Origin of the sequence: Bacteroides sp. AM54-2NS (genome assembly GCF_003602935.1) — a bacterium.
In the GTDB taxonomy this organism is placed as follows: domain Bacteria; phylum Bacteroidota; class Bacteroidia; order Bacteroidales; family Bacteroidaceae; genus Bacteroides; species Bacteroides xylanisolvens.
This window is the reverse complement of the sequence record NZ_QTMZ01000002.1, coordinates 250,315-272,275: the sequence shown is the minus strand read 5'-3', so window position 1 is coordinate 272,275 and position 21,961 is coordinate 250,315. Positions and strand designations below refer to the sequence as shown.

Genomic DNA, 21,961 nt, shown 5'->3' with positions numbered 1-21,961 from the left:
ACTTGTTTGAATGTATTCTTCATGGTAAGGACTGCGACAAGAAGGCTCTTCTGCCATGTTTCTATAAACCGGAATGTTAAAACAAAAATATTTTCTTACGGGCATTTTTATTTTATCGGCTGAAAGACAGCCGATAAAATTGGCGTGGCGGAAAATAGTATGGTTACCGTATTATCCGCAAAGTATTCACCGTCTATTATTTACAGTTCGCTGTTCATAAATGACAGCTTACCATTCATCGTTTACAGCTTACAGGTTCCTGTCTTTTTATAGTTCATTTCTCATTTTCGTCCCAAGCTCAACGAATTGAGCACTACGCTCACGCTGGAGAACGCCATTGCGGCACTTGCCAGCATCGGATTCAATAACAAACCATTCAGCGGGAACAAGATACCGGCAGCAATAGGAATACCGATCAGGTTGTAAATAAACGCCCAGAAAAGGTTCTGATGAATCAGTTTGACTGTCTGCTTTGACAACTGGAAGGCTTTAGGAAGCAGCAACAAGTCCGATGTCATCAAAGTCACCATAGCCACGTCCATAGCAATATCAGTTCCTTTTCCCATAGCAATGCTGACGTCAGCCAATGCCAGTGCCTGCGAATCATTGATACCATCGCCCACCATCGCAACCTTCTTTCCCTGCATTTGAAGCTCACGTACAAATTCGGCCTTATCGTCCGGTAGAGCGTCGGCAACAAAACGTTCGATTCCTAAACGGGAAGAAACGGCTAGTGCAGTCCGTTGTCCGTCCCCCGTCAGCATACAGATGTCAATCCCTTGACGTTTCAGTTCCTTCACTGCTTCGGCAGAAGTAGCCTTTATCGGGTCGGAAACAGCAATGATAGCCAGCAACTCGTTTTCACGTCCAAAGTAAATGATGCCGTTACCGTCCGATTCATAGTGAACCAGCATTTCAGCCATCACATCGCTTACTGTCGCACTGAAATCTTTCAGGAGTTTATGACTGCCTACCCAGTAAGTATGTCCCTCATACGAGGCTTTGATTCCTTTTCCCGTAATGCTTTCAAAGCTATCCAACGCGGCAGGTTTTATTTTTTCTTCGTCCTGAAGCGCAGAGACAATAGCGCCGGCAAGCGGATGCTCCGATTTCATTTCCGCAGCTAAAAGTACATCTTTGAAATGTGGTTCCTGCGACTGCGCCCATAACCATCCGGTAGCTGTAGGATGTCCTTCAGTCAGTGTTCCCGTTTTATCCAGAACAACGACATCTACTTTGCGCATTTGTTCCAAAGCCACTGCATCTTTAATCAGAATATGCTGGCTGGCAGCTTTACCTATACCCACCATCAACGCAGTAGGTGTAGCAAGCCCCAAAGCACATGGACAAGCAATGACAAGAACAGAAACAGCCGACAAAATACCATAAGAAATATATTCACTACCACCAATGGTAACCCACAATACAAATGTCAGAATGGCAATGCCCAATACGACAGGTACAAAAATCCCCGTAATACGATCGACAATGCGTTGCACGGGAGCTTTGCTGCCCTGTGCTTCCTGCACCATAGCGATAATACGGGCAAGCACGGTTTCACTGCCTACCTGTGCGGCACGAATGATAAATGAGCCACGCTGGTTGATCGTTCCCGCCAATACTTTATCACCTTTCTTCTTTTCTACCGGAACCGGTTCACCGCTAATCATACTTTCATCGACATACGAGTCGCCTTCGGAAAGCTGACCGTCCACAGGTATTTGCTCTCCCGGGCGTACAACCACCAAATCACCTACCTGAAGTTTTTCAATCAGGATCTCCTCCTCCACTCCATTGCGCAGAACACGAGCCGCTTTAGGCTGCATTCCCATCAACTTACGGATAGCTGTCGAGGTATTTCCTTTGGCACGTTCCTCCATCAACTTTCCGGTAAGGACGAAAGCGATAATCACCGCAGAAGCCTCATAATAGACATGCGGTTCCAATCCGCGGTCATACCAGAATTCGGGGAAGAAAGTGTTGAACAGACTGAACAGAAAAGCAATGGAAGTACTAAGAGCAACCAAAGTATCCATATTGCTCCGTCCTAATTTAGCCTGTTTCCAGGCTCCGGTGAAGAAACCACCTCCGAAAAAGACCATAACAGGGATAGCAAGTACCATTTGAATCTCATTAGAGTATGGCACATGCATCAGTATCATGGAATATACCAACAATGGTACTACCAAAATCCACGCTCCAATTACCTTCCATTTCAAACGAGTGTAACGCTTATGCTGTTCCTCTTCCCGGCGTTCTTCTTTGTGGGCTTCTTCCACAATCAGATCATAACCTGCCGCAAGCACAGCCGCACGAATCTCTCCGGGAGTCAGCTGCTCTTTCTCATAAGAAACGGTCAATGTATTGGTAGCAAAATTAACGGAAGCCTCAATGACTCCCGGCAATTTTTTTACTGTTCTTTCTACATTATTGGCACATCCTGCACAATGCATATTAAGCACAGGAAATGCCTTTTTTGTTGTGTTACCCATATAATTATTGTTTACGGCCTTCCCCTCCTCTCGAAAAAGAAGTTGGGGAAGAACCCTTGTTTGTTTATAGAAACAAGCTAATACAGGTATTTGTTCAATTACTTCTTATCAGCCTTCTGATTGTCTTTCTTTGTTTCTTTTACAAATTCGGCTTCATAACTGAACTTATTAAACCCTGCCTGCAACTTCTTTACATTCGTTTTTTCAGCGTCATACGTAATGGTTACCATTTTCGTTTTTACTTCGGTCGAAATATCCTTCAACCCTTTCTCAAAACGCATATTGTCCTTTACTTTCTTTTCGCATTTCTCACAGTGCATCTGCGACACTTTAAATACAACAACACGAATATCTTTTGCCAATACAGCTGTTACACTCAAAAGAGCCACCACGCAAGTGGCCATCCATCTTTTTGTTCTCATTTTTCTTATCAGTTTAAAATTAATATTCTTTATTATGCGATCGTTTCTTTCATTCGCTATTTCCTGCTTTTACTCACTATTTCTAGCTAAGTTAAAACGTATTCCGATATATCCTTTTGCTCCGTGCACCGGTCCCCAAATCATGGTAGAATCAAAGTTGTTCCCCCAGGGATTTGCCGCATCGATAATCGGATTCTTTTGTTTGAAGTTTGTCAGGTTCTCGCCTCCTACGTAGATAGACCAGCGGCGGAAGTAACGGGTCACCTGTAAACTCAACTGTTCAAAACTGCCATAACGACGTTCCCAGGACAACTGTCCGTCTCCCAGTTCATAAGGAGTAGGCATCCTGCCGCCGCCATTCAGTTGCAGTGTGGCGTCAAACTGCCATATTCCCAGCGGAGTTTGGTAAGAAGCCGTGAGTAGTCCTTTATATTTGCTAGTCAGCGGTTTCTCCATTCGTTCACCTTTGTAGGTCGTTTTTGCATCTGTGAGCCGGTAAGCACCTGTCAGGGTGAATCCTTTGAAGAAAGGATAACTTGCTTCCACTTGGAACACATGCGAATAAGAGCGTCCATCCAAATTGTAGAAAGCTACTTCATGGGGGTTGCTATCCATATCTACGATCACTTGTTTCAGGAAATCCGTATAATAGTATTCTGCATTCACATTCAGCGTTTTGCCGAATATAGGGATATAAGTAGAGACGCTGGCACCGTAATTCCACGCTTCTTCCATATCCAGGTTCTTTGCTATTTCCACCTTACGACTGCTGGAAAGCAGGTAGTTGTTTTCCGCCAACACATGATTGGTACGATACCCTTTTCCGGCAGAAAGACGGAAATTCACATAATCATTCGGATTGTACTTAAGATGCGCACGCGGAGTCACGAAGAAACCATGTTCGTTACTGTAATCACCACGCAGACCGGCCATTACCATCCATTTATCATTCAGGTTCAACGTATATTGCACGTAAGCACCGGGAACAGCTTCCTTTTCAAAGGCTTTGAGAGGATTGTCCGTTGTATTTTCCAAACGGTAATGTTGGTCATAAGCGTCATAATTGAAGCTCAATCCAGCGGAGAAACTATTTTGCGGATTAAATTCCGTTTCAAACATCAGCGAAGCATAGACGTTGGTTTGATCCACATTATACAGTTTGCGTCCATACGTAGCATCCTGATTGTGTAAAGTGGTGGAAAGAATCAAAGCCAGGTTCGTATTCTTCTCCTTATTAAAGATATAGGCGTTCTTGGTGAAGAATTCATAGCGTTCCGTATCAATCCCTACTTTATACAGATCACCGGAGTGCATTGTCCCTCCGTGATTGGCCTGTCCGCTGGTACGTGTTTCAGAAAGGGCTTTGATACCTGCCTGGAAAACATAATGGTCGCCCATATATGCCCACCGATTCCACACATTATATTGTTCTACCTGCGGAATATCCACAAATCCGTCATCGTTGCCATCATGCGCCTTGGTCTCATTTTCGTAATGTGCCAGCAGAGAAGTGCTCCACCGTTTGGAAAGTTTCAATGTAGCGTCCGCATTGGCTTCATACCTGTTGGTAGTGCTTGCAAAAAGATTGGCAGAAACCCAATCGGCTTCCGGCAACTGTGGTTTCTTAAATTCTACGTTTATCTGTCCTGTGATGGCTTCATAACCATTCTTCACCGAAGATGTTCCTTTGGAGACCTGTATGCTCTGCATCCACGGACCGGGGACATATCCCAATCCATAAGGAGCGGCGGCTCCCCGATAATTCGGAATGTTTTCCGTCAACATCTGCACATAAGTGCCGGACAGCCCCAACAATTTAATTTGTTTGGCTCCTGTTGCCGCATCGGAATAACTCACATCTACTGAAGGGTTCGTCACAAAACTTTCACCCAGATTACAACAAGCGGCTCTACTCAATTCGGCACTGCTTATCATGTCTTCGTTCATCACGCTACTGCGCAATTTCATCGTTCCCAGTTTACGAGTGACAATATTTACTTCATTCAGTTCCACTCCATCACGAAGCACAATATCCAGTTGTTGATTTTTACTGCTCACATGAATCGTGTCGTTCTGAAAACCGATAAAACTGACAATCAGCATGTGGCTTTTGGAAGGTTTAGTGATAGAAAAACTACCATCCTCTTTGGTTGTCACTCCTTGTCCTGTATTCATCCAGAACACATTGGCACCCGGAATAGCCTCCCCGGTACTATCTTTCACTGTTCCCCGTACTTGCGCATATATATTGCCGGCAAATAACAGGAACAGTCCTATTATCATATATTTCATTCTTTCTAAAGTTACTTTCGAGATACAAAATTAATTCATTTCTCATGCAACTTAGTTGCATTCAGTGCTGCTTTACTTTCATGTTCTATTGAAAGCAAAGGATTAAATAAGAAAGAAATAGTGGCTAAATAATGTAGGTGGAATATAACGCCAGCTTCTGCCTCGAGCAGAGAGGTGGCGGAGAGGTCAGACTATCAAATTCTACCGGTTTATCCGCATAGGTCGGAGTCAGCAGATAGCAGAAATGCTCACATAAAAGATCGACTGCCAAAACTGATACGGTCAGTTCCGTAGAGTGTTTCATCAGGTCGAGCTTATAAATCGTAACCGTACAACCTTTTTCTTTGCAGTTTTTCTTTGAATCGCAAGTATGAGACTTTTTACACTTCGGACAGCCTGAATCACAGCAACTCTGCACTGTCTCACAACGGGCACAGCAATAACGCACAATAGAGACTCCGCCTCCTGAATAGATAATCAGGAGAGAAAGGATAAGTGCTGTTATGTAGGCTAGTTTTTTCATTTCAGAGGACAAAGATAAGAATAAAAACAGATTTTCCTATAATTTTTCGTAATTAAGATTCAATCAATCCGATACAGACACATTCTCTTTCCTTTATTTGGCTATTTTAGAGTCATATCAGCACTATTAACTCTTTTTACTCAACAATAAAACCTATCTTTGCCCCAATAAATTCTCTGATTTTTAAGTAAACGCTATGCTTACATATTTACTCATCATTATCACTCTTTATCTGGCAGGTAATGCCTACATATTTATCAGAGCAAAGCAAGCTCTGAAAGTTAAATCTCTCGGAGTAAAAATATTCCTGACCGTTTTATTCTGGATATGTGCTTTATCCTTTTTCGGCACGATGCTAACTCGTAACCTTGAGATGCCTGTCTTTATCTCCCATTCAATGTACACCATTGGAACAAGTTGGTTGATATTTACTCTATACATGGCATTATTCTTGCTTTTGTTTGATATCTTGAAATTATTCAAAGTTGTCTACAAATATAGGTTCTATCTGTCTTTAGTGTTCACGTTGGGATTGCTGGGATGTGGGTATATAACTATCATCACCCGGAAACCAATGTAGTCAGCATTTTAACCAATAAACGATATGAAGATACTCCCCAAGCAATTAAAATCGTCGCAATCAGCGATGTTCACTTGGGAAATGGCACAGGGAAAGCCGCATTAAAAAAATATGTGGAAATGATAAATGCGCAGCATCCCGACCTGATACTGATTAGTGGTGACTTGATTGATAATAGCGTCGTACCTCTTTATACAGAGAATATGGCGGAAGAATTAGCTAACTTGAAAGCTCCTATGGGTATCTATATGGTTCTCGGCAATCACGAATACATTAGCGGTATCGATGAAAGTATCCGATATATTAAAAGCACTCAAATACAATTATTGCGCGATTCAGTAGTTACACTTCCCAACGGCATACAACTGATAGGACGTGATGACCGTCATAACCGCAAGCGTCATTCCCTGCAAGAGTTAATGGTGAATATCGATAAAAGCAAACCTATCATTTTATTGGATCATCAACCTTTTGATTTGGAAAAAACGGAAGCTGCCGGCATCGACCTGCAATTCAGTGGGCATACACACCACGGACAAATATGGCCTATTAATTGGGTGACCGATTATATCTTCGAGCAAAGCCACGGTTATCGCCAATGGGGAAACAGTCACGTGTATGTATCTTCCGGATTGTCTCTTTGGGGACCACCCTTCAGAATAGGAACGCATAGTGAAATGGTTATTTTCAATTTTCAATGAATATTATGCAGTTTTGTCACATATGTTACAGTTTCCAAGCAATCTCTGCCCTATCTTTGCAGAAAAAAGATTATGGAACAATTACATGCTCATGAAGTCCTCCACATGATGGAAGGAAATAGCTACTCGGAATCATCATTGCGGGAAGCAATCATTAAGAAGTTTGGCTCACAGCAACGTTTTTATGCTTGCTCGGCAGAAAACATGGATGTAGATACCCTTATCGAATTTCTGAAAATGAAAGGGAAATTTATGCCTGTTGAAGATGGATTCACAGTAGATATCACTAAAGTTTGCAAGCATTGATTGGCGGATAATATCCGCCAATCCCATTTTGGGGATAAATAGCTGCATTTTTTTCTGTTTTTATTAGCCCGATTCACGAATTTCATCTATATTTGTCAATAGTGAATGATAAAACAAATGTTGAATTTACAGAAAAAACGGGTATGAAAAAACAATATGTCAGTCTGCTTGCAATTATACTTTCGGTAAGCGGCTTTTTGTTTTCTTGTCATGACAAGATGAACAAAAACACAGGTGCGTTACAGTTTGATAGCATTCAAGTGAATGAGACAGCACACCTCTTCAGTGATACAGCCAAACCGGCCTGCAATATTATTATTAATTTTGCCTATCCGGTAAAATCATCGGATGATATGCTGAAAGATAGTTTGAATTCTTATTTCATTTCGGCCTGCTTCGGTGATAAATACATCGACGAAAAGCCGGAAGAAGTTGTAAAGCAATATACCGAGAACTATATCAGCGAATACCGCCGCGACCTCGAACCGATGTATGCCGAGGACGAGAAAGACAAGGAAGACGAATCTTCCATCGGAGCTTGGTATTCTTATTATAAAGGTATAGAGAGCCACGTACAACTGTATGATAAAGACCTGCTTGTATATCGTATCGACTACAACGAATATACCGGAGGTGCACATGGCATTTACATGGCTACTTTCCTGAACATGGACCTCACCCTGATGCGCCCGCTCCGTCTTGATGATATTTTTGTCGGAGACTACAAAGACGCATTGACCGACCTGATCTGGAACCAGCTCATGGCGGACAACAAAGTGAACACTCACGAAGCATTGGAAGACATGGGATATGCTTCCACCGGGGACATCGCTCCGACAGAAAATTTCTATCTAAGCAAAGAAGGAATCACCTTCTATTATAATGTATACGATATCACTCCTTATTCTATGGGACCTGTAAAGGTAACAATCCCATTTTCTATGATGGAGCATTTACTAGGCAGTAACCCAATTCTGGGAGAACTGAAAAATTAAAATTCATAAAAAGCTGAACACCAATGAATATCCTATTGTTATCACTCCCGTGTGACAGAATAGGATATTCATCCACATCTATCATTCAAAACTTATAACTCAAAACTCAAACAGTGGAAATCATACTGAAATATTTTCCTGATCTGACGGAAGAGCAGCGCAAACAGTTTGCAGCTCTATACGACCTCTACATTGACTGGAATTCTAAAATCAACGTAATCTCCCGCAAGGACATCGAGAATTTATATGAGCATCACGTGCTCCATTCGTTAGGCATTGCCAAAACAATCCAATTTCGCCCCGGAACCAGCATTATGGACCTGGGTACAGGAGGAGGTTTCCCCGGTATTCCTTTAGCCATCTTATTTCCCGAAGTAACATTTCACCTCGTGGACAGTATCGGCAAAAAAGTACGGGTAGCAACCGAAGTGGCAAACGCTGTCGGACTGAAAAATGTAACATTCCGTCATGCCCGCGCAGAAGAGGAGAAACGAACGTTCGACTTTGTTGTCAGCCGTGCCGTAATGCCTTTGGCGGATTTGATCAAGATTATCAAAAAGAATATCTCCTCAAAACAACAAAATGCATTACCCAACGGACTGATCTGTCTCAAAGGTGGCGAACTGGAGCATGAAACGATGCCGTTCAAGCATAAAACGGTCATTTATAACTTGAGCGATAGTTTCGAGGAAGAGTTCTTTCAAACCAAAAAAGTGGTATATGTTCCGATTTAAATAAGACTATATGTTCTGATAGATGATAAATCATAAAGAAACCATGAAAATAAAGAGATTTGAATTTAATATGTTTCCCGTAAACTGCTACGTATTATGGGATGACACTAAAGAAGCAGTCGTAATCGATCCCGGCTGTTTTTATGAAGAGGAAAAGCAGGCTCTGAAAAAGTTCATTCTTACCAATGAGCTGAATGTAAAACATTTGCTGAATACTCATTTGCACCTGGATCATATCTTCGGAAATCCGTTCATGCTGAAAGAATTCGGATTATCGGCAGAAGCAAACAAAGCGGATGAGTACTGGATTGACGAAGCACCGAAACAAAGCAGAATGTTTGGTTTTCAGTTGCAGGAAGAGCCTGTACCACTGGGCAAATACCTGCATGACGGAGATATTATCACTTTCGGACATACCAAACTGGAAGCGATACACGTGCCCGGACATTCACCCGGTAGCTTGGTGTACTATTGCAAGGAAGATAACTGCATGTTCTCCGGCGACGTCCTATTTCAGGGCAGCATCGGTCGTGCCGATCTCACAGGAGGCAACTTCGATGAACTGATAGAGCACATTTGCAGCCGTCTGTTTGTTCTTCCCAACGAAACTGTCGTTTACCCCGGACACGGTGCTCCTACGACGATCGGAATGGAAAAAGCTGAAAACCCATTTTTTAGATAAGAGAAGATTTAATGAGTTATGAATTCTGATTTATGATTTATGATTTGCCGTGCGGATGAAGTAGGTGTTGCGGCTGATTGAGGTTTATAAATCGGGAAAACATAAGAAAGCATAAATCAGAACTCATAATTCATAAATCATAAATCATAAATCATTAAGACATGAAAACCGATTTGTTAGCTAGCCGTCACATCGGCATCAATGAACAAGACACAGCCCTGATGCTCCGCAAAATTGGCGTGAACTCACTGGACGAACTGATTGATAAAACAATTCCCGCCAATATACGGCTGAAAGAGCCGCTGGCATTGACTAGTCCGCTGACGGAATACGAATTTGGAAAACATATCGCCGAACTGGCAAATAAAAATAAACTATATACTACGTATATCGGTTTGGGATGGTACAACACGATTACCCCGGCTGTTATCCAGCGGAATGTATTCGAAAACCCGGTATGGTACACTTCTTACACTCCTTATCAGACAGAAGTGTCGCAAGGACGCCTGGAAGCGTTGATGAATTTTCAGACAGCCGTATGCGACCTTACTGCCATGCCACTTGCCAACTGTTCACTTCTGGACGAAGCAACTGCCGCTGCCGAAGCCGTGAGCATGATGTATGCCATACGTTCCCGTGCGCAACAGAAAGCCAATGCGAACGTAGTTTTTGTAGACGAGAATATTTTCCCACAAACATTGGCTGTTATGACTACACGCGCCGTGCCGCAAGGCATCGAACTGCGTGTAGGTAAATATAAGGATTTTGAACCTTCACCGGAAGTGTTTGCCTGCGTTCTACAATATCCAAACTCGAATGGAAACGCAGAGGATTATTCCGAATTTACAGAAAAAGCTCATGCCGCAGATTGCAAGGTAGCTGTCGCCGCCGATATTTTGAGTCTTGCCCTGCTGACTCCTCCGGGAGAATGGGGAGCAGATATTGTATTCGGAACTACACAACGTTTGGGTACTCCAATGTTCTATGGTGGTCCGTCGGCTGCTTTCTTTGCTACCAGAGACGAATACAAACGGAATATGCCGGGACGAATCATCGGATGGTCTAAAGATAAATATGGCAAACTTTGCTACCGGATGGCTTTGCAGACACGTGAACAGCATATCAAACGGGAAAAAGCAACTTCAAATATCTGTACCGCACAGGCATTATTAGCTACCATGGCAGGCTTTTACGCTGTTTATCACGGCCAGGAGGGTATCACCACAATTGCGTCGCGCATCCACAGTATCACTGTATTTCTTGAAAAGCAACTGAAGAAATGTGGATACACACAAGTCAACGCTCAATATTTTGACACCTTACGTTTTGAGTTGCCCGAACACGTTTCGGCACAGCAAATCCGTACCATAGCGCTTAGTAAAGAAGTAAATCTGCGTTATTATGAAAATGGTGATGTCGGTTTCTGTATTGATGAAACAACAGATGTGGCAGCCGCCAATGTATTGCTCTCTATCTTTGCCATCGCTGCCGGAAAAGATTATCAGAAAGTAGACGATATTCCGGAAAAAAGCAGTATCGACAAGGCTTTGAAACGGACAACTCCTTTCCTGACGCACGAAGTATTCAGCAAATATCACACGGAAACAGAGATGATGCGTTATATCAAACGTTTGGATCGCAAAGATATTTCGCTTGCACAATCGATGATTTCTCTCGGTTCATGCACCATGAAGCTGAATGCAGCTGCGGAAATGTTGCCTTTAAGTCGTCCCGAATTTATGGGTATGCACCCGCTGGTTCCGGAAGATCAGGCAGAAGGATATCGGGAATTAATTAAGAATTTAAGTGAAGATCTGAAAGTTATCACCGGATTTGCAGGGGTGAGCCTACAACCCAATTCAGGTGCTGCGGGAGAATATGCAGGACTTCGTGTAATCCGTGCTTATCTCGAAAGTATCGGTCAGGGACATCGGAACAAAGTCCTGATTCCGGCTTCGGCTCACGGAACAAATCCTGCGTCAGCTATACAGGCCGGATTTGTGACTGTCACCTGTGCATGCGACGAACAAGGAAATGTAGAAATGGATGACCTGCGTGCCAAGGCTGAAGAAAATAAGGATGAATTGGTAGCGCTGATGATTACTTATCCTTCTACACATGGTATCTTCGAAACAGAAATAAAGGAAATTTGCGACATCATTCATGCCTGTGGCGCACAAGTATATATGGATGGAGCCAATATGAATGCCCAAGTGGGATTGACCAATCCGGGATTCATCGGTGCAGATGTCTGCCACTTGAATCTTCATAAAACATTCGCTTCCCCTCATGGTGGCGGAGGTCCGGGAGTAGGTCCTATCTGTGTGGCCGAACATCTGGTTCCTTTCCTTCCCGGACATGGAATCTTCGGCAATTCGCAGAATCAAGTATCAGCTGCTCCATTCGGTAGTGCAGGTATTTTGCCTATCACGTATGGATATATCCGCATGATGGGTGCAGAGGGATTGACGCAGGCAACTAAGATCGCCATCCTGAATGCTAATTATCTGGCTGCTTGCCTGAAAGATACGTATGGAGTTGTCTATCGGGGAGCCAATGGTTTCGTAGGACACGAAATGATTCTGGAGTGTCGGAAAGTACATGAAGAAGCAGGCATCTCGGAAAATGATATTGCCAAACGTTTGATGGACTATGGTTATCATGCTCCTACCCTCTCCTTCCCTGTTCACGGTACATTGATGATTGAACCGACAGAAAGCGAGAGTTTGGCAGAACTGGACAATTTCGTAGATGTCATGCTGAATATCTGGAAGGAGATTCAGGAAATGAAGAACGGCGAAGCTGATAAGGATGATAATGTGTTGATTAATGCTCCGCATCCGGAATACGAGATTGTTAGTGATCGTTGGGAACATTCGTACACACGCGAAAAAGCGGCTTATCCGATAGAAAGTGTACGTGATAACAAATTCTGGGTCAATGTAGCTCGTGTAGATAACACATTGGGAGACCGTAAGTTACTACCAACTCGTTATGGCACTTTTGAATAAAGGTGATTTATTATAGAAATCAATTCATTAGAAAAGATTTTTAGAAGCATCTCAATAAGAAATAATCCCGGGGCTCAATGAATGTGAGCCCCGGGATTATTTTTATCAGCCCAAGACTGAATAAACAAAAGCCCTAGAGATGCATCAATTATCCCCAAGGCTCATATTTTGTGATATGGAATGTAAATCCAACTACAATTCTGAATATTTTTTCTACTTGACAATCGTTACCGTATCAGCCTTCACCTTTTTCTCTTTCATCGGAATCTTCGAATCAGCATACCCCAAAGCTACGCAACCATAGACTTTATGATTGGCAGGAACACCTAAAGAGGTAATATATTCACGAACTTCAGGATCATCACACGTTGTGCCCAACTGGTTGATCCAGCAAGAGCCGATTCCTAAAGAATGGGCAGCCAGAAACATATTTTCTATTGCACAAGCACAATCCATACCAGCCCACCATTGTGTAGGTTCATTGGATACAATCACCAAAGTCGGAGCATGATAATAACAACAATAGGTCTTGCTATGCCCACGCTCTTGCAAACGGGAATCATCGCTTTTTGCAAAAGCTCCTTTAATGCGCTCATTCAGTTCTGTCAATTTATCTACATTTTGAATAGCAGTAAAGTGCCATGTTTCCAAATGCATTCCACTGGGTGCATAAGTTGCAGTTTCCAGAATAGCCTGCAAATCTTCTTCTGAAACTTGCTGACTAGTATAAGCCCGTACACTACGACGTGCTTTAATGTTCTCTAAAACTTCATTCGTTTTCATGGATAACAAGTTTTTTATATATATCGAATCAAAATTTCACCACAGAATTCTAATTTATCATTTACCTTTTAACTAGCCCAATCTTTGCATTCAGTTTGAAATAATAGACTCCATTCTCTCTCTCCAAAAATCCGTATTTATCCTTCTCCAAAGATCCTTTTTCCAAACGGGTATTTTGAAACAAAAAGTCTTCCATTACTTGCTTTTCTGATTTATGATAACAGAGCACCTCTCCACTTCCGCCCACCAACAGAATACCTTCCACAGCCGAATCCAATCCATTATAAATCTTTGCGGGACGCATACCTAAAGCTAATGCCATCAAGAACTGCTTCATCTTAAACTCATAAAACTTGTGCTTGTTTATCAGTTCATCTTTAATCTTTAACGGATTCATTTGTTTGATAACTTCCGTCAGCTCGCTAATACGAGAGATACCATCCAAATGCATAATACGAACCATTTCTGTCAAGACACGTGGAAAATGCAGGTCAATCATTAGAAGATTGCTACGGAATACCCGGTCGGCTACATCAGAATATTTAAGTACACCGCCCAATCGTTCGATCATCATCATTCGCTCGGCAACCTCATTGGGAGATTCAGGCAAAGCATTGATTTTATTCACTGTGGGAGTGGCAAATTTGACTCCACTCTGTTCCAGTTTTAGATTTGCAGCACGTCCTCCGTCCAGTAACGGATTCATTACACCCAACCGTGAACGAACATTAAAACCTCTCAACGGAGCTTCCGGATGCCAAAATGCAATGGAGAAATCAGTACGATCTTCTGTTTTTGCTTCCAAATCGAAAATGGCAGCTTCATCTAAAAACTCTTCTACTCCTTCCGGAGAGGTTACGTCATCTTCCGAAGAAGATTTCACAGCCCGCAATATCAAATCAGCTACAATACCAAAGTCTTCGCGAGGCATGAATTTAGTTCCGCTCTCTGCTTCTATACGAATCGCATCTTCCTCAATATAATATTGACGTGTTCCATCATGTTCTTCCCGTTGAATCATTGCAATAGGCCAAGATGTTTCTCCCGCCTTTGCGTCTGCTGTGCCTAGCACTACTTTTCCGTCTGCCAGGAGACGAAAGAAAGAATAGAGTTCGCACCATTCTTTTTTGGTTGCTTCGAATGCCATATATCTTTGTTCTTCTTTATTTTACTAATGTTCTTTTTATCCTAATTTGACTAAGAAATTTCTATCTTCACAATGAATTGCTTACTGATTAATACCTGCGGTAAGGTTACAGGCAACGCAACAGGAGGTACTATATGAGTTACTTCCTCCAAAGGAGGAAGCTTGCCTACTTGTGCAAACAGGGAGTTTCGAATCCATTCTTTAGGAGTGACTATGATAAATCGTCCCGTCCAGCAACCATCAAAATAGGAAGGATTGCCCGGCTGTTTCTTTATTGGATAGCAGATATTTTCTCCTTTACTCCGCATCTCTGGCGAACGTCCGGGGTCATTTACCCACACATGTTTATCGTCAATGCCACGAAGTACCATCCAGTGCCCTCTCGGACCGGGACGCAAACCACGAACTGCTCCTGTATATCTCACATTCACAAGCACAGGTATACCACGATCAATATAATCTTTCAATACCCGGTAATCTTTCTGCTGAAAATGTTCGGCACTTATCATATTTTCATAATAACGTGTCAAAGAATCAATTTCAAAAGAATAATATCCTCCCTGCCCTATCGATGTACGACGACGGAAAGGGGCACGTTTTTTCAGAAAGTAGTTGCGTTGATATTCTATCAGTTTCTTTTCTGCATCCTGGGCTGTACGTTGTGTATCGGTCGTCATACCTTTAAAGTAGTCAAAGACCATTAACGAAGAAGCCAGAGAACAATGCGAGTAAGGACATCCCGTGATTTTCTGCGAATACCACGGAACAGGGATATTATTAGGAGCGAGCTTTTGAGTCTCCTGTGCTTGTACTTGCGTCTGAACGCTTATCAAAGCAAAGAAGCTTAAAAACAAATTGAAAATTATATGATATTTATTTCTCATGCAATATTTTAAATATCTTACTTACAATACATTCTCATCATCAAGAATCCGAGCTGTCTCCACCTTTTCCAAACGAGCACGCAATTTAGGCATCATCGAACGACGAATGCGTAACGTCATACTACAATCCATGTCATACGACTGATTGAGAATTTCTGGTTCCTCCTCTTTCACAATGCGCATCACGTCATTCATGAAAGGATATTCAAACATTACCGTCACGTCTTCATCTACCGTTTTTTCTATAATTGTAGCGGCAGCAATAGCTTCAGCAGCGGCAGCCTTGTAAGCCACGATCAATCCGCTTGTCCCTAACTTGATTCCTCCAAAATAACGGACTACTACAATCAGGATATCCGTCAGTTCATTTGAATTTATCTGTCCGAGAATGGGTTTTCCCGCTGTTCCGGAAGGTTCTCCATTGTCATTGGCACGGAAATCCTTTCGTGCAGCTCCCAACATATAGGCATAACATACGTGTCGTGCGTCATAATACTTTTTCTGATACGTTTCAAGATGTATTTTTATCTCATCGAGAGTACGCACAGGAAGGGCTATAGCAATGAACTTGCTTCGTTTTTCCGTATAAATACCTCGGAAGGTTCAATGATGGTTTTATAAGTATCTTCAGCAGTCATGCTGCAAAGATACGGCTTTAATAAGAAAAGTCAATCTATCGTTTGGAAATATTAATGTTCCACTTATCGATGAGATGTAGCTGGGAATATAAAAATCTTTGTTGGCAGATTTTCATCTACAAGATAGTGACGCTATCCAATAAAAATAGTGACGGTATACCACAAGGATACCGTCACTATTTTTTTTATCTTAATCGGGTGTTACATTTATTGATATAGCTTACATCAGCAACGTCTTTTTTGCATCATCCGATAGAATTTCCTAATCCAATTTATGAATTACCAACCCGAACGAAGTTTAGGTTCAAACCAAGTTGTCTTCGGTGGCATGATATTACCTGTATCTGCAATATCCATCAATTGTTTCATAGATACGGGATAAAGAGCCAGAGCCACTTTCATTTCACCGCTATCCACACGTTTCTTGAGTTCTCCCAATCCACGGATGCCGCCCACAAAATCAATACGCTTGTCCGAACGCAAATCCTTTATGCCCAAAATTTCATCCAAAATCAGGTTGGAAGAAATGGTAACATCAAGCACGCCAATAGGGTCGTTATCATTGTATGTACCTGTTTTGGCTGTCAGACTGTACCATTTACCACCCAGATAGAGTGAGAAGTTATGTAAGCCGGATGGTTTATAGATATCCGCCCCCTTCTCTTCTACTATAAAGTTTTTATCAAGTGCAGCCAGGAATTGCTCGGGAGTCAAACCATTGAGATCTTTCACTACACGATTATAGTCGATGATGGTTAGCTGGTTTGCAGGGAAGCAAACAGCCATGAAGTAATTATATTCTTCATCACCCCGATGATTCGGATTTTGCTTTGCTTTCTCTGCTCCCACTAGTGCAGCAGCGGCAGAACGGTGATGTCCGTCGGCAATATAAAGAGCCGGCATCTTAGCAAATTCAGCAGTAATGGTAGCAATATCCTCATCTTGATCGACAATCCAGAAAGTATGTCCAAAACCATCCCCCGGAGCGATGAAGTCATAAACAGGCTTGTTTGCCGTATACTTCTTGATAATAACATCCAACTTCTCATTATCCGGATAAGCAAAGAAAACAGGCTCAATGTTAGCGTTGTTCACACGGACATGCTTCATACGGTCTTCTTCCTTGTCACGACGGGTAAGCTCATGTTTTTTGATAATCCCATTCATATAATCGGGAACGTATGCACCAACTACCAATCCGTATTGCGTTTTCCCGTTCATCGTTTGGGCATAGATATAATAATTTTCCTTATTATCCTGCACCAACCAACCTTTGTCCTGGAACAGTTGGAAATTCTCGGCAGCTTTAGCATACACTTGTTCATCGTGTTCGTCCGTACCGACAGGGAAATCTATTTCCGGTTTAATAATATGATAAAGAGACTTTTCGTTACCTTCCGCTTCTGCGCGGGCTTCTTCTGAATTCAATACATCATAAGGACGTGAAGCGACCTGTTCTACGAGGTCTTGCGGAGGACGAATGCCCTTGAAAGGTTTAATTATTGCCATGATATTAGTATTTTATATGTAAAAAATTAAAGCCACAGACTTATTGAAAATCTGTGGCTCAAATATACTACTTATTTCTAAAAGAATCTTATTTGTTTACTCTAAATTTCTCGCAACCATCTTTCAGGAAGCCTACAATTTGTTGAGCGGCAGCAATACCGGCATTGATATTTGCTTCAGCAGTTTGAGCACCCATCTTCTTTGGAGTTGAGAAATAACGTCCGGCAAATTTCTCTGCAAATTCTGCGTTAGCAACAGGCATAATATCTGTGATATATTTGAAGTCTGCACGCTCTTCCATCAATTTAATCAGTTCTGCTTCGTTGATAACTTCCTTACGGGCAGTGTTTACCAACATAGCACCTTTCGGCATATCTTTCAACAAAGCATAATTGATAGAATTTTTCGTTTCGGCAGTTGCCGGAATATGAAGAGATACCACCTGACAAGTCTTATACAGTTCTTCTGCCGAATCAAGTGCTTTCACACCATCTTTTTCGATTACTTCTTTCGGGCAGAATGCGTCGTAAGCATACACTTCCATTCCGAAACCTTTGGCAACACGGGCTACATTACGACCTACGTTTCCATAAGCATGAATACCCAGTTTCTTGCCCATCAATTCTGTACCGGAAGTTCCGTTATAGAAGTTACGGACAGCATATACCATCATACCCAAAGCAAGTTCGGCAACAGCATTAGAGTTTTGTCCCGGAGTGTTCATCACACATACGTTGTGAGCAGTGGCAGCAGCCAGGTCAACGTTGTCATATCCCGCACCGGCACGTACTACGATTTTCAATTCTTTGGCAGCATCAAGCACCTCTGCATCAATAATATCACTACGGATAATGATAGCATTAGCATCTTTCACTGCATCCAGCAATTGAGCCTTATCTGTATATTTCTCAAGTAAAGCAAGCTCGAATCCAGCTGCTTCTATTTCTTTACGGATGCCGTCTACTGCAACTTTAGCAAACGGTTTTTCTGTAGCTACAAGTACTTTCATAATTTAATTCTATTTATAAAGACTCACCACAGATTACGCAGATTTTCACAGATTATAGAATTTAGGAATCTGTGCTAATTCGTGTAATCTGTGGTGAAAATAATATATTAATGAAGTTTTTCAAATTCCTGCATGCAGTCAATCAAAGCTTGTACGCTTTCTTTCGGTAAAGCATTGTAGCAAGATGCACGGAAACCACCCACAGAACGATGTCCTTTGATACCTACCATACCTCTTTCAGTGGCAAACTTCAAGAAGTCAGCTTCAAGGTCTTTGTATTCGGAAGCCATCACGAAACAGATGTTCATGCGTGAACGGTCTTCTTTGGCAGCAGTACCCACGAACATTTTGTTGCGGTCGATTTCAGCATACAACATATCCGCTTTTTCAATGGCACGACGTTCCATTTCTTTCACACCACCTTGTGCTTTGATCCAACGAAGGTTCAGCAATGCAGCATAGATGGGCACTACCGGAGGAGTATTGAACATAGAACCATTATCAATGTGTGTCTGATAATTCAGCATTGACGGAATGTAACGAGAAACCTTACCTACAGCATCATTCTTAACAATAACGAATGTAACACCTGCAGGAGCCAGATTCTTTTGTGCACCACCATAAATACAGATATATTTAGAAACGTCAATCGGACGTGAGAAAATATCAGAAGACATATCGGCAACCATCGGAACCGGAGAATCGAGGTCTTTCTTCAATTCTGTACCGTAAATCGTGTTGTTAGTAGTGATGTGGAAATAATCTGCGTCTGTCGGGATTGTGTAATCTTTTGGGATATAAGTATATGTAGCTTCAGCAGAGGAAGCAACTTCTACAACTTCACCAAACCCTTTAGCTTCTTTCATTGCTTTCTTAGCCCACACACCAGTGTTCAGGTAAGCAGCTTTTTTTTCCAGGAAGTTATAAGGAACCATGCAGAACTCCATACTAGCACCTCCACCCAGGAACAGTACCGAATAGCCTTCGGGGATATTGAGTAATTCCTTGAATAATGCCTCTGCTTCGTCAACCACAGGTTGGAAGTCTTTGGCACGGTGGCTGATTTCCATCAAAGAGAGACCAGAGCCGTTGAAATCTAAAATAGCCTTCGCTGTATCCTCTATCACCTCACGCGGAAGAATGGAAGGTCCTGCATTGAAATTATGCTTTTTCATTTGAAGTTTGTTTTTGGTTTAACAATTTCGTTACTTTTGTCTTTTGACCTTGCGAATTTACGAATTTATTCCCATCGCACAAATCTTTCCTTATAAAAATACTGTTTTAAAGCAGATTTTCCTTTCTTTTTATTGGTTTATACAGGATATATACACCATATTGTTATCTATAGATGTCAAGTATGGGATAAAAGTCGAGATTGAAATAGAACCGGGGATATTGATGATAAAACAAAAGATTAATGCAATAAAAATGAATATTTATAAACTACAACAGTGAATTCAGCTTAGATTAACAGGAAAATGAAGTGAAAAGTAAAACATCTTTGGAAATAATGTAATCATCCCTATGCTCAATGACTAGTGAACATAGGGACGATTGTAAATAATAAAAGAGGACTTTAAGAGTTCTATATTACAAAAAAAGAGTTTTACTTCGCTTCCTCAATAATAGTCTTCATTCCTTTTATTTTCTCTCCTTGAATCAGATTCAGGAGTTGCTTCACCTTAGCCCGGCGAACGGCAACGAAAGCATAATGTTCTTTGACATCAATCGCTCCGACATCTTCGCGAGTCAGATTTCCTTTTTTATATAAGAATCCGGCAATATCGATCCGACTAAGTTTCTCCTTCTTTCCTTTACCTATATATATAGTAGCCCAGAGCGATTTCGGAGGCCGGGGAGGGTTTTCAGGCAACGCCACTGTTTCCATTTCTTCCGGGATATAAGAAGGAAGTTTCTCTTCGGCATGAAGAATCAGATAAGACGTTCCGGTCGCATCCCAACGTGCTGTACGTCCGTTGCGGTGCGTAAAGGCTTCTTCATTGACCGGCAAATGATAATGGATGATATGTCCGACTTCCGGAATATCCAGTCCACGGGCTGCCAGATCGGTAGAAATCAATACATGACAACTGCCATTACGGAACTTGTAAAGCGCACGTTCACGGTCCGGCTGTTCCATACCGCCATGAAAACGTTCTGCGAGTAGTTTTTTATCCGCCAATAACTGATGTACACGGTCCACCGCATCCCGATGATTACAAAACACGATGCTCGAACTGCTCCCCAATGTACAAAGCAGGTTATATAAAGTATCAATCTTATCTTTGGAAGGCGAAAGCACCTTCATCAATTTCAAGCGCGACTCTTGTTCTTCAGAATCGTCCGAAAGGAAGTTCAACTTAACTGTGCGGTTCAATCCTGTAAATTCGGGAATCTCTTCGGCATCGGTAGCTGAAAGCAACATACGTTTTTTTAATCCCGGAAGCTGGGTGATAATCTCTGCCATTTCATCGTGGAAACCAAACTCCAACGATTTGTCGAACTCGTCGATAATTAAAGTTTCAATGGTTTCGGGATTGAAATTTCCTTTAGACAGATGGTCGGTGATACGTCCCGGAGTACCAATGATGATAGCAGGATGATTGCCCAATATACTTTTCTTTTCTTCGGTGATAGGATGTCCACCGTAACAACAGCAGGTTTTCCAGGAAGTCCCCATTGCTTTGAATACAGAATCTATCTGTAAGGCCAGCTCACGCGAAGGAACGAGAATCAAAACCTGCACGCTGTCATCGTTCGGTTTTAGAGTAAGGAGTAAAGGTAACAGATAGGCCAGCGTCTTGCCCGATCCTGTCGGTGACAACAGTATAACGTCTTTTCTTCCGGTAGCTTGTTCAAGTGATGCTTCCTGCATCGGATTCAGTTCCTCAATCTTCAAATTGCGGAGAGCCGACTGTATAATTTCATTTTTCTCTAACATGGGGGCAAAGATACAAAAAGGAAAGAGTACGGAGATAAAAATGCAATCAAACTTTAGCCATGCCGGTCAATATATAATAACCTTTCAGATTATTCTCTTTCATGTAAATGGTTACTTCTGCCCTACAAGCTGTAACCAAGGCATATCCCGTTAAACTTGAACTCATAGCTTTGACAAATGAATACTCTGTATCATTGTGAATAAAAGATATACGATGATATTCCATAACCTATTGTACTTTAATAATTCTATTGTGTAGCCAAATATACGAATATAATAGATAAGTACGGATACAAAAGGAGAACTATCTTT

16 protein-coding genes and 3 pseudogenes are annotated in these 21,961 nt (G+C 41.9%); 6 read left to right on the top strand and 13 right to left on the bottom strand.

Annotated features, from left to right (window positions below; translation table 11 throughout):
• Positions 1-281: 281 nt before the first annotated feature.
• The 4 genes from DXA05_RS02260 to DXA05_RS02245 all read right to left on the bottom strand — a co-directional run bounded on the left by DXA05_RS02260 (position 282) and on the right by DXA05_RS02245 (position 5,729).
• Entirely contained in the window at positions 282-2,492 is a 2,211-nt protein-coding gene (locus DXA05_RS02260; RefSeq protein WP_055236213.1) for a heavy metal translocating P-type ATPase, read from the bottom strand.
• A gap of 98 nt (positions 2,493-2,590) precedes the next feature.
• Positions 2,591-2,914, bottom strand: coding sequence for a heavy-metal-associated domain-containing protein (locus tag DXA05_RS02255; RefSeq protein WP_009041147.1), 324 nt, complete (start codon positions 2,912-2,914; stop codon positions 2,591-2,593).
• A gap of 69 nt (positions 2,915-2,983) precedes the next feature.
• Positions 2,984-5,206, bottom strand: a complete 2,223-nt coding sequence (locus DXA05_RS02250) for a TonB-dependent receptor (protein ID WP_032849486.1) — start codon at positions 5,204-5,206, stop codon at positions 2,984-2,986.
• A 124-nt stretch (positions 5,207-5,330) separates the two neighbouring features.
• Entirely contained in the window at positions 5,331-5,729 is a 399-nt protein-coding gene (locus DXA05_RS02245; RefSeq protein WP_009041149.1) for a hypothetical protein, read from the bottom strand.
• Between the two features lie 196 nt (positions 5,730-5,925).
• Between DXA05_RS02245 and DXA05_RS02240 the strand changes: the two are divergent.
• The 6 genes and pseudogenes from DXA05_RS02240 to gcvP all read left to right on the top strand — a co-directional run bounded on the left by DXA05_RS02240 (position 5,926) and on the right by gcvP (position 12,738).
• A pseudogene (locus DXA05_RS02240) lies at positions 5,926-7,010 on the top strand (metallophosphoesterase).
• 72 nt (positions 7,011-7,082) lie between these two features.
• Positions 7,083-7,316, top strand: coding sequence for a YecH family metal-binding protein (locus DXA05_RS02235; protein ID WP_074706552.1), 234 nt, complete (start codon positions 7,083-7,085; stop codon positions 7,314-7,316).
• Between the two features lie 143 nt (positions 7,317-7,459).
• Positions 7,460-8,311: a DUF3298 and DUF4163 domain-containing protein gene (locus DXA05_RS02230; protein WP_074706555.1), complete on the top strand. Its 852-nt coding sequence runs from the start codon at positions 7,460-7,462 to the stop codon at positions 8,309-8,311.
• A 113-nt stretch (positions 8,312-8,424) separates the two neighbouring features.
• Positions 8,425-9,045, top strand: coding sequence for a 16S rRNA (guanine(527)-N(7))-methyltransferase RsmG (gene rsmG, locus DXA05_RS02225; RefSeq protein ID WP_074706557.1), 621 nt, complete (start codon positions 8,425-8,427; stop codon positions 9,043-9,045).
• Positions 9,046-9,088: 43 nt separating this feature from the next.
• Positions 9,089-9,727 carry an MBL fold metallo-hydrolase gene (locus DXA05_RS02220; protein WP_004311627.1) on the top strand — a complete coding sequence of 213 codons (639 nt, stop codon included), beginning with the start codon at positions 9,089-9,091 and terminating at the stop codon, positions 9,725-9,727.
• Positions 9,728-9,888: 161 nt separating this feature from the next.
• Entirely contained in the window at positions 9,889-12,738 is a 2,850-nt protein-coding gene (gene gcvP, locus DXA05_RS02215) for an aminomethyl-transferring glycine dehydrogenase (protein WP_128858707.1), read from the top strand.
• A gap of 213 nt (positions 12,739-12,951) precedes the next feature.
• Here the strand turns inward: gcvP and DXA05_RS02210 are convergent, their stop codons facing one another.
• From DXA05_RS02210 to DXA05_RS02165, 9 genes and pseudogenes are all read right to left on the bottom strand, one after another.
• On the bottom strand, positions 12,952-13,521 hold the full coding sequence (locus DXA05_RS02210; protein WP_128858706.1) for a nitroreductase: 570 nt from the start codon (positions 13,519-13,521) through the stop codon (positions 12,952-12,954).
• A gap of 61 nt (positions 13,522-13,582) precedes the next feature.
• Positions 13,583-14,668 (bottom strand): HpaII family restriction endonuclease, encoded by a 1,086-nt coding sequence (locus DXA05_RS02205; protein WP_055236211.1) that lies wholly within the window; start codon positions 14,666-14,668, stop codon positions 13,583-13,585.
• A gap of 50 nt (positions 14,669-14,718) precedes the next feature.
• Positions 14,719-15,552 (bottom strand): C39 family peptidase, encoded by an 834-nt coding sequence (locus tag DXA05_RS02200; protein WP_284515371.1) that lies wholly within the window; start codon positions 15,550-15,552, stop codon positions 14,719-14,721.
• A gap of 21 nt (positions 15,553-15,573) precedes the next feature.
• Positions 15,574-16,190, bottom strand: a pseudogene (locus DXA05_RS02195) (YigZ family protein).
• A gap of 262 nt (positions 16,191-16,452) precedes the next feature.
• A pseudogene (locus DXA05_RS02190) lies at positions 16,453-17,699 on the bottom strand (DUF1015 domain-containing protein).
• 88 nt (positions 17,700-17,787) lie between these two features.
• Positions 17,788-18,708 (bottom strand): NAD(P)-dependent oxidoreductase, encoded by a 921-nt coding sequence (locus tag DXA05_RS02185; RefSeq protein WP_008022136.1) that lies wholly within the window; start codon positions 18,706-18,708, stop codon positions 17,788-17,790.
• A 107-nt stretch (positions 18,709-18,815) separates the two neighbouring features.
• Positions 18,816-19,883, bottom strand: coding sequence for a 3-phosphoserine/phosphohydroxythreonine transaminase (gene serC, locus DXA05_RS02180; RefSeq protein ID WP_128858705.1), 1,068 nt, complete (start codon positions 19,881-19,883; stop codon positions 18,816-18,818).
• Positions 19,884-20,314: 431 nt separating this feature from the next.
• On the bottom strand, positions 20,315-21,649 hold the full coding sequence (locus tag DXA05_RS02170; protein ID WP_128858704.1) for a DEAD/DEAH box helicase: 1,335 nt from the start codon (positions 21,647-21,649) through the stop codon (positions 20,315-20,317).
• A 46-nt stretch (positions 21,650-21,695) separates the two neighbouring features.
• The gene (locus DXA05_RS02165) at positions 21,696-21,875 is read right to left on the bottom strand and encodes a hypothetical protein (RefSeq protein WP_004306317.1); all 180 of its coding nucleotides are present in this window, start codon (positions 21,873-21,875) and stop codon (positions 21,696-21,698) included.
• Positions 21,876-21,961: the final 86 nt, after the last annotated feature.

Bases quoted from the DNA above. Each gene is read 5' to 3' on its own strand.
- DXA05_RS02260 (WP_055236213.1), bottom strand. From the start codon at position 2,492: ATGGGTAACACAACAAAAAAGGCATTTCCTGTGCTTAATATGCATTGT.
- DXA05_RS02200 (WP_284515371.1), bottom strand. From the start codon at position 15,552: ATGAGAAATAAATATCATATAATTTTCAATTTGTTTTTAAGCTTCTTT.
- DXA05_RS02185 (WP_008022136.1), bottom strand. From the start codon at position 18,708: ATGAAAGTACTTGTAGCTACAGAAAAACCGTTTGCTAAAGTTGCAGTA.
- DXA05_RS02245 (WP_009041149.1), bottom strand. From the start codon at position 5,729: ATGAAAAAACTAGCCTACATAACAGCACTTATCCTTTCTCTCCTGATT.
- serC (WP_128858705.1), bottom strand. From the start codon at position 19,883: ATGAAAAAGCATAATTTCAATGCAGGACCTTCCATTCTTCCGCGTGAG.
- gcvP (WP_128858707.1), top strand. From the start codon at position 9,889: ATGAAAACCGATTTGTTAGCTAGCCGTCACATCGGCATCAATGAACAA.
- DXA05_RS02220 (WP_004311627.1), top strand. From the start codon at position 9,089: ATGAAAATAAAGAGATTTGAATTTAATATGTTTCCCGTAAACTGCTAC.
- DXA05_RS02170 (WP_128858704.1), bottom strand. From the start codon at position 21,649: ATGTTAGAGAAAAATGAAATTATACAGTCGGCTCTCCGCAATTTGAAG.
- DXA05_RS02250 (WP_032849486.1), bottom strand. From the start codon at position 5,206: ATGAAATATATGATAATAGGACTGTTCCTGTTATTTGCCGGCAATATA.
- DXA05_RS02205 (WP_055236211.1), bottom strand. From the start codon at position 14,668: ATGGCATTCGAAGCAACCAAAAAAGAATGGTGCGAACTCTATTCTTTC.
- DXA05_RS02230 (WP_074706555.1), top strand. From the start codon at position 7,460: ATGAAAAAACAATATGTCAGTCTGCTTGCAATTATACTTTCGGTAAGC.
- DXA05_RS02235 (WP_074706552.1), top strand. From the start codon at position 7,083: ATGGAACAATTACATGCTCATGAAGTCCTCCACATGATGGAAGGAAAT.
- DXA05_RS02210 (WP_128858706.1), bottom strand. From the start codon at position 13,521: ATGAAAACGAATGAAGTTTTAGAGAACATTAAAGCACGTCGTAGTGTA.
- DXA05_RS02255 (WP_009041147.1), bottom strand. From the start codon at position 2,914: ATGAGAACAAAAAGATGGATGGCCACTTGCGTGGTGGCTCTTTTGAGT.
- DXA05_RS02165 (WP_004306317.1), bottom strand. From the start codon at position 21,875: ATGGAATATCATCGTATATCTTTTATTCACAATGATACAGAGTATTCA.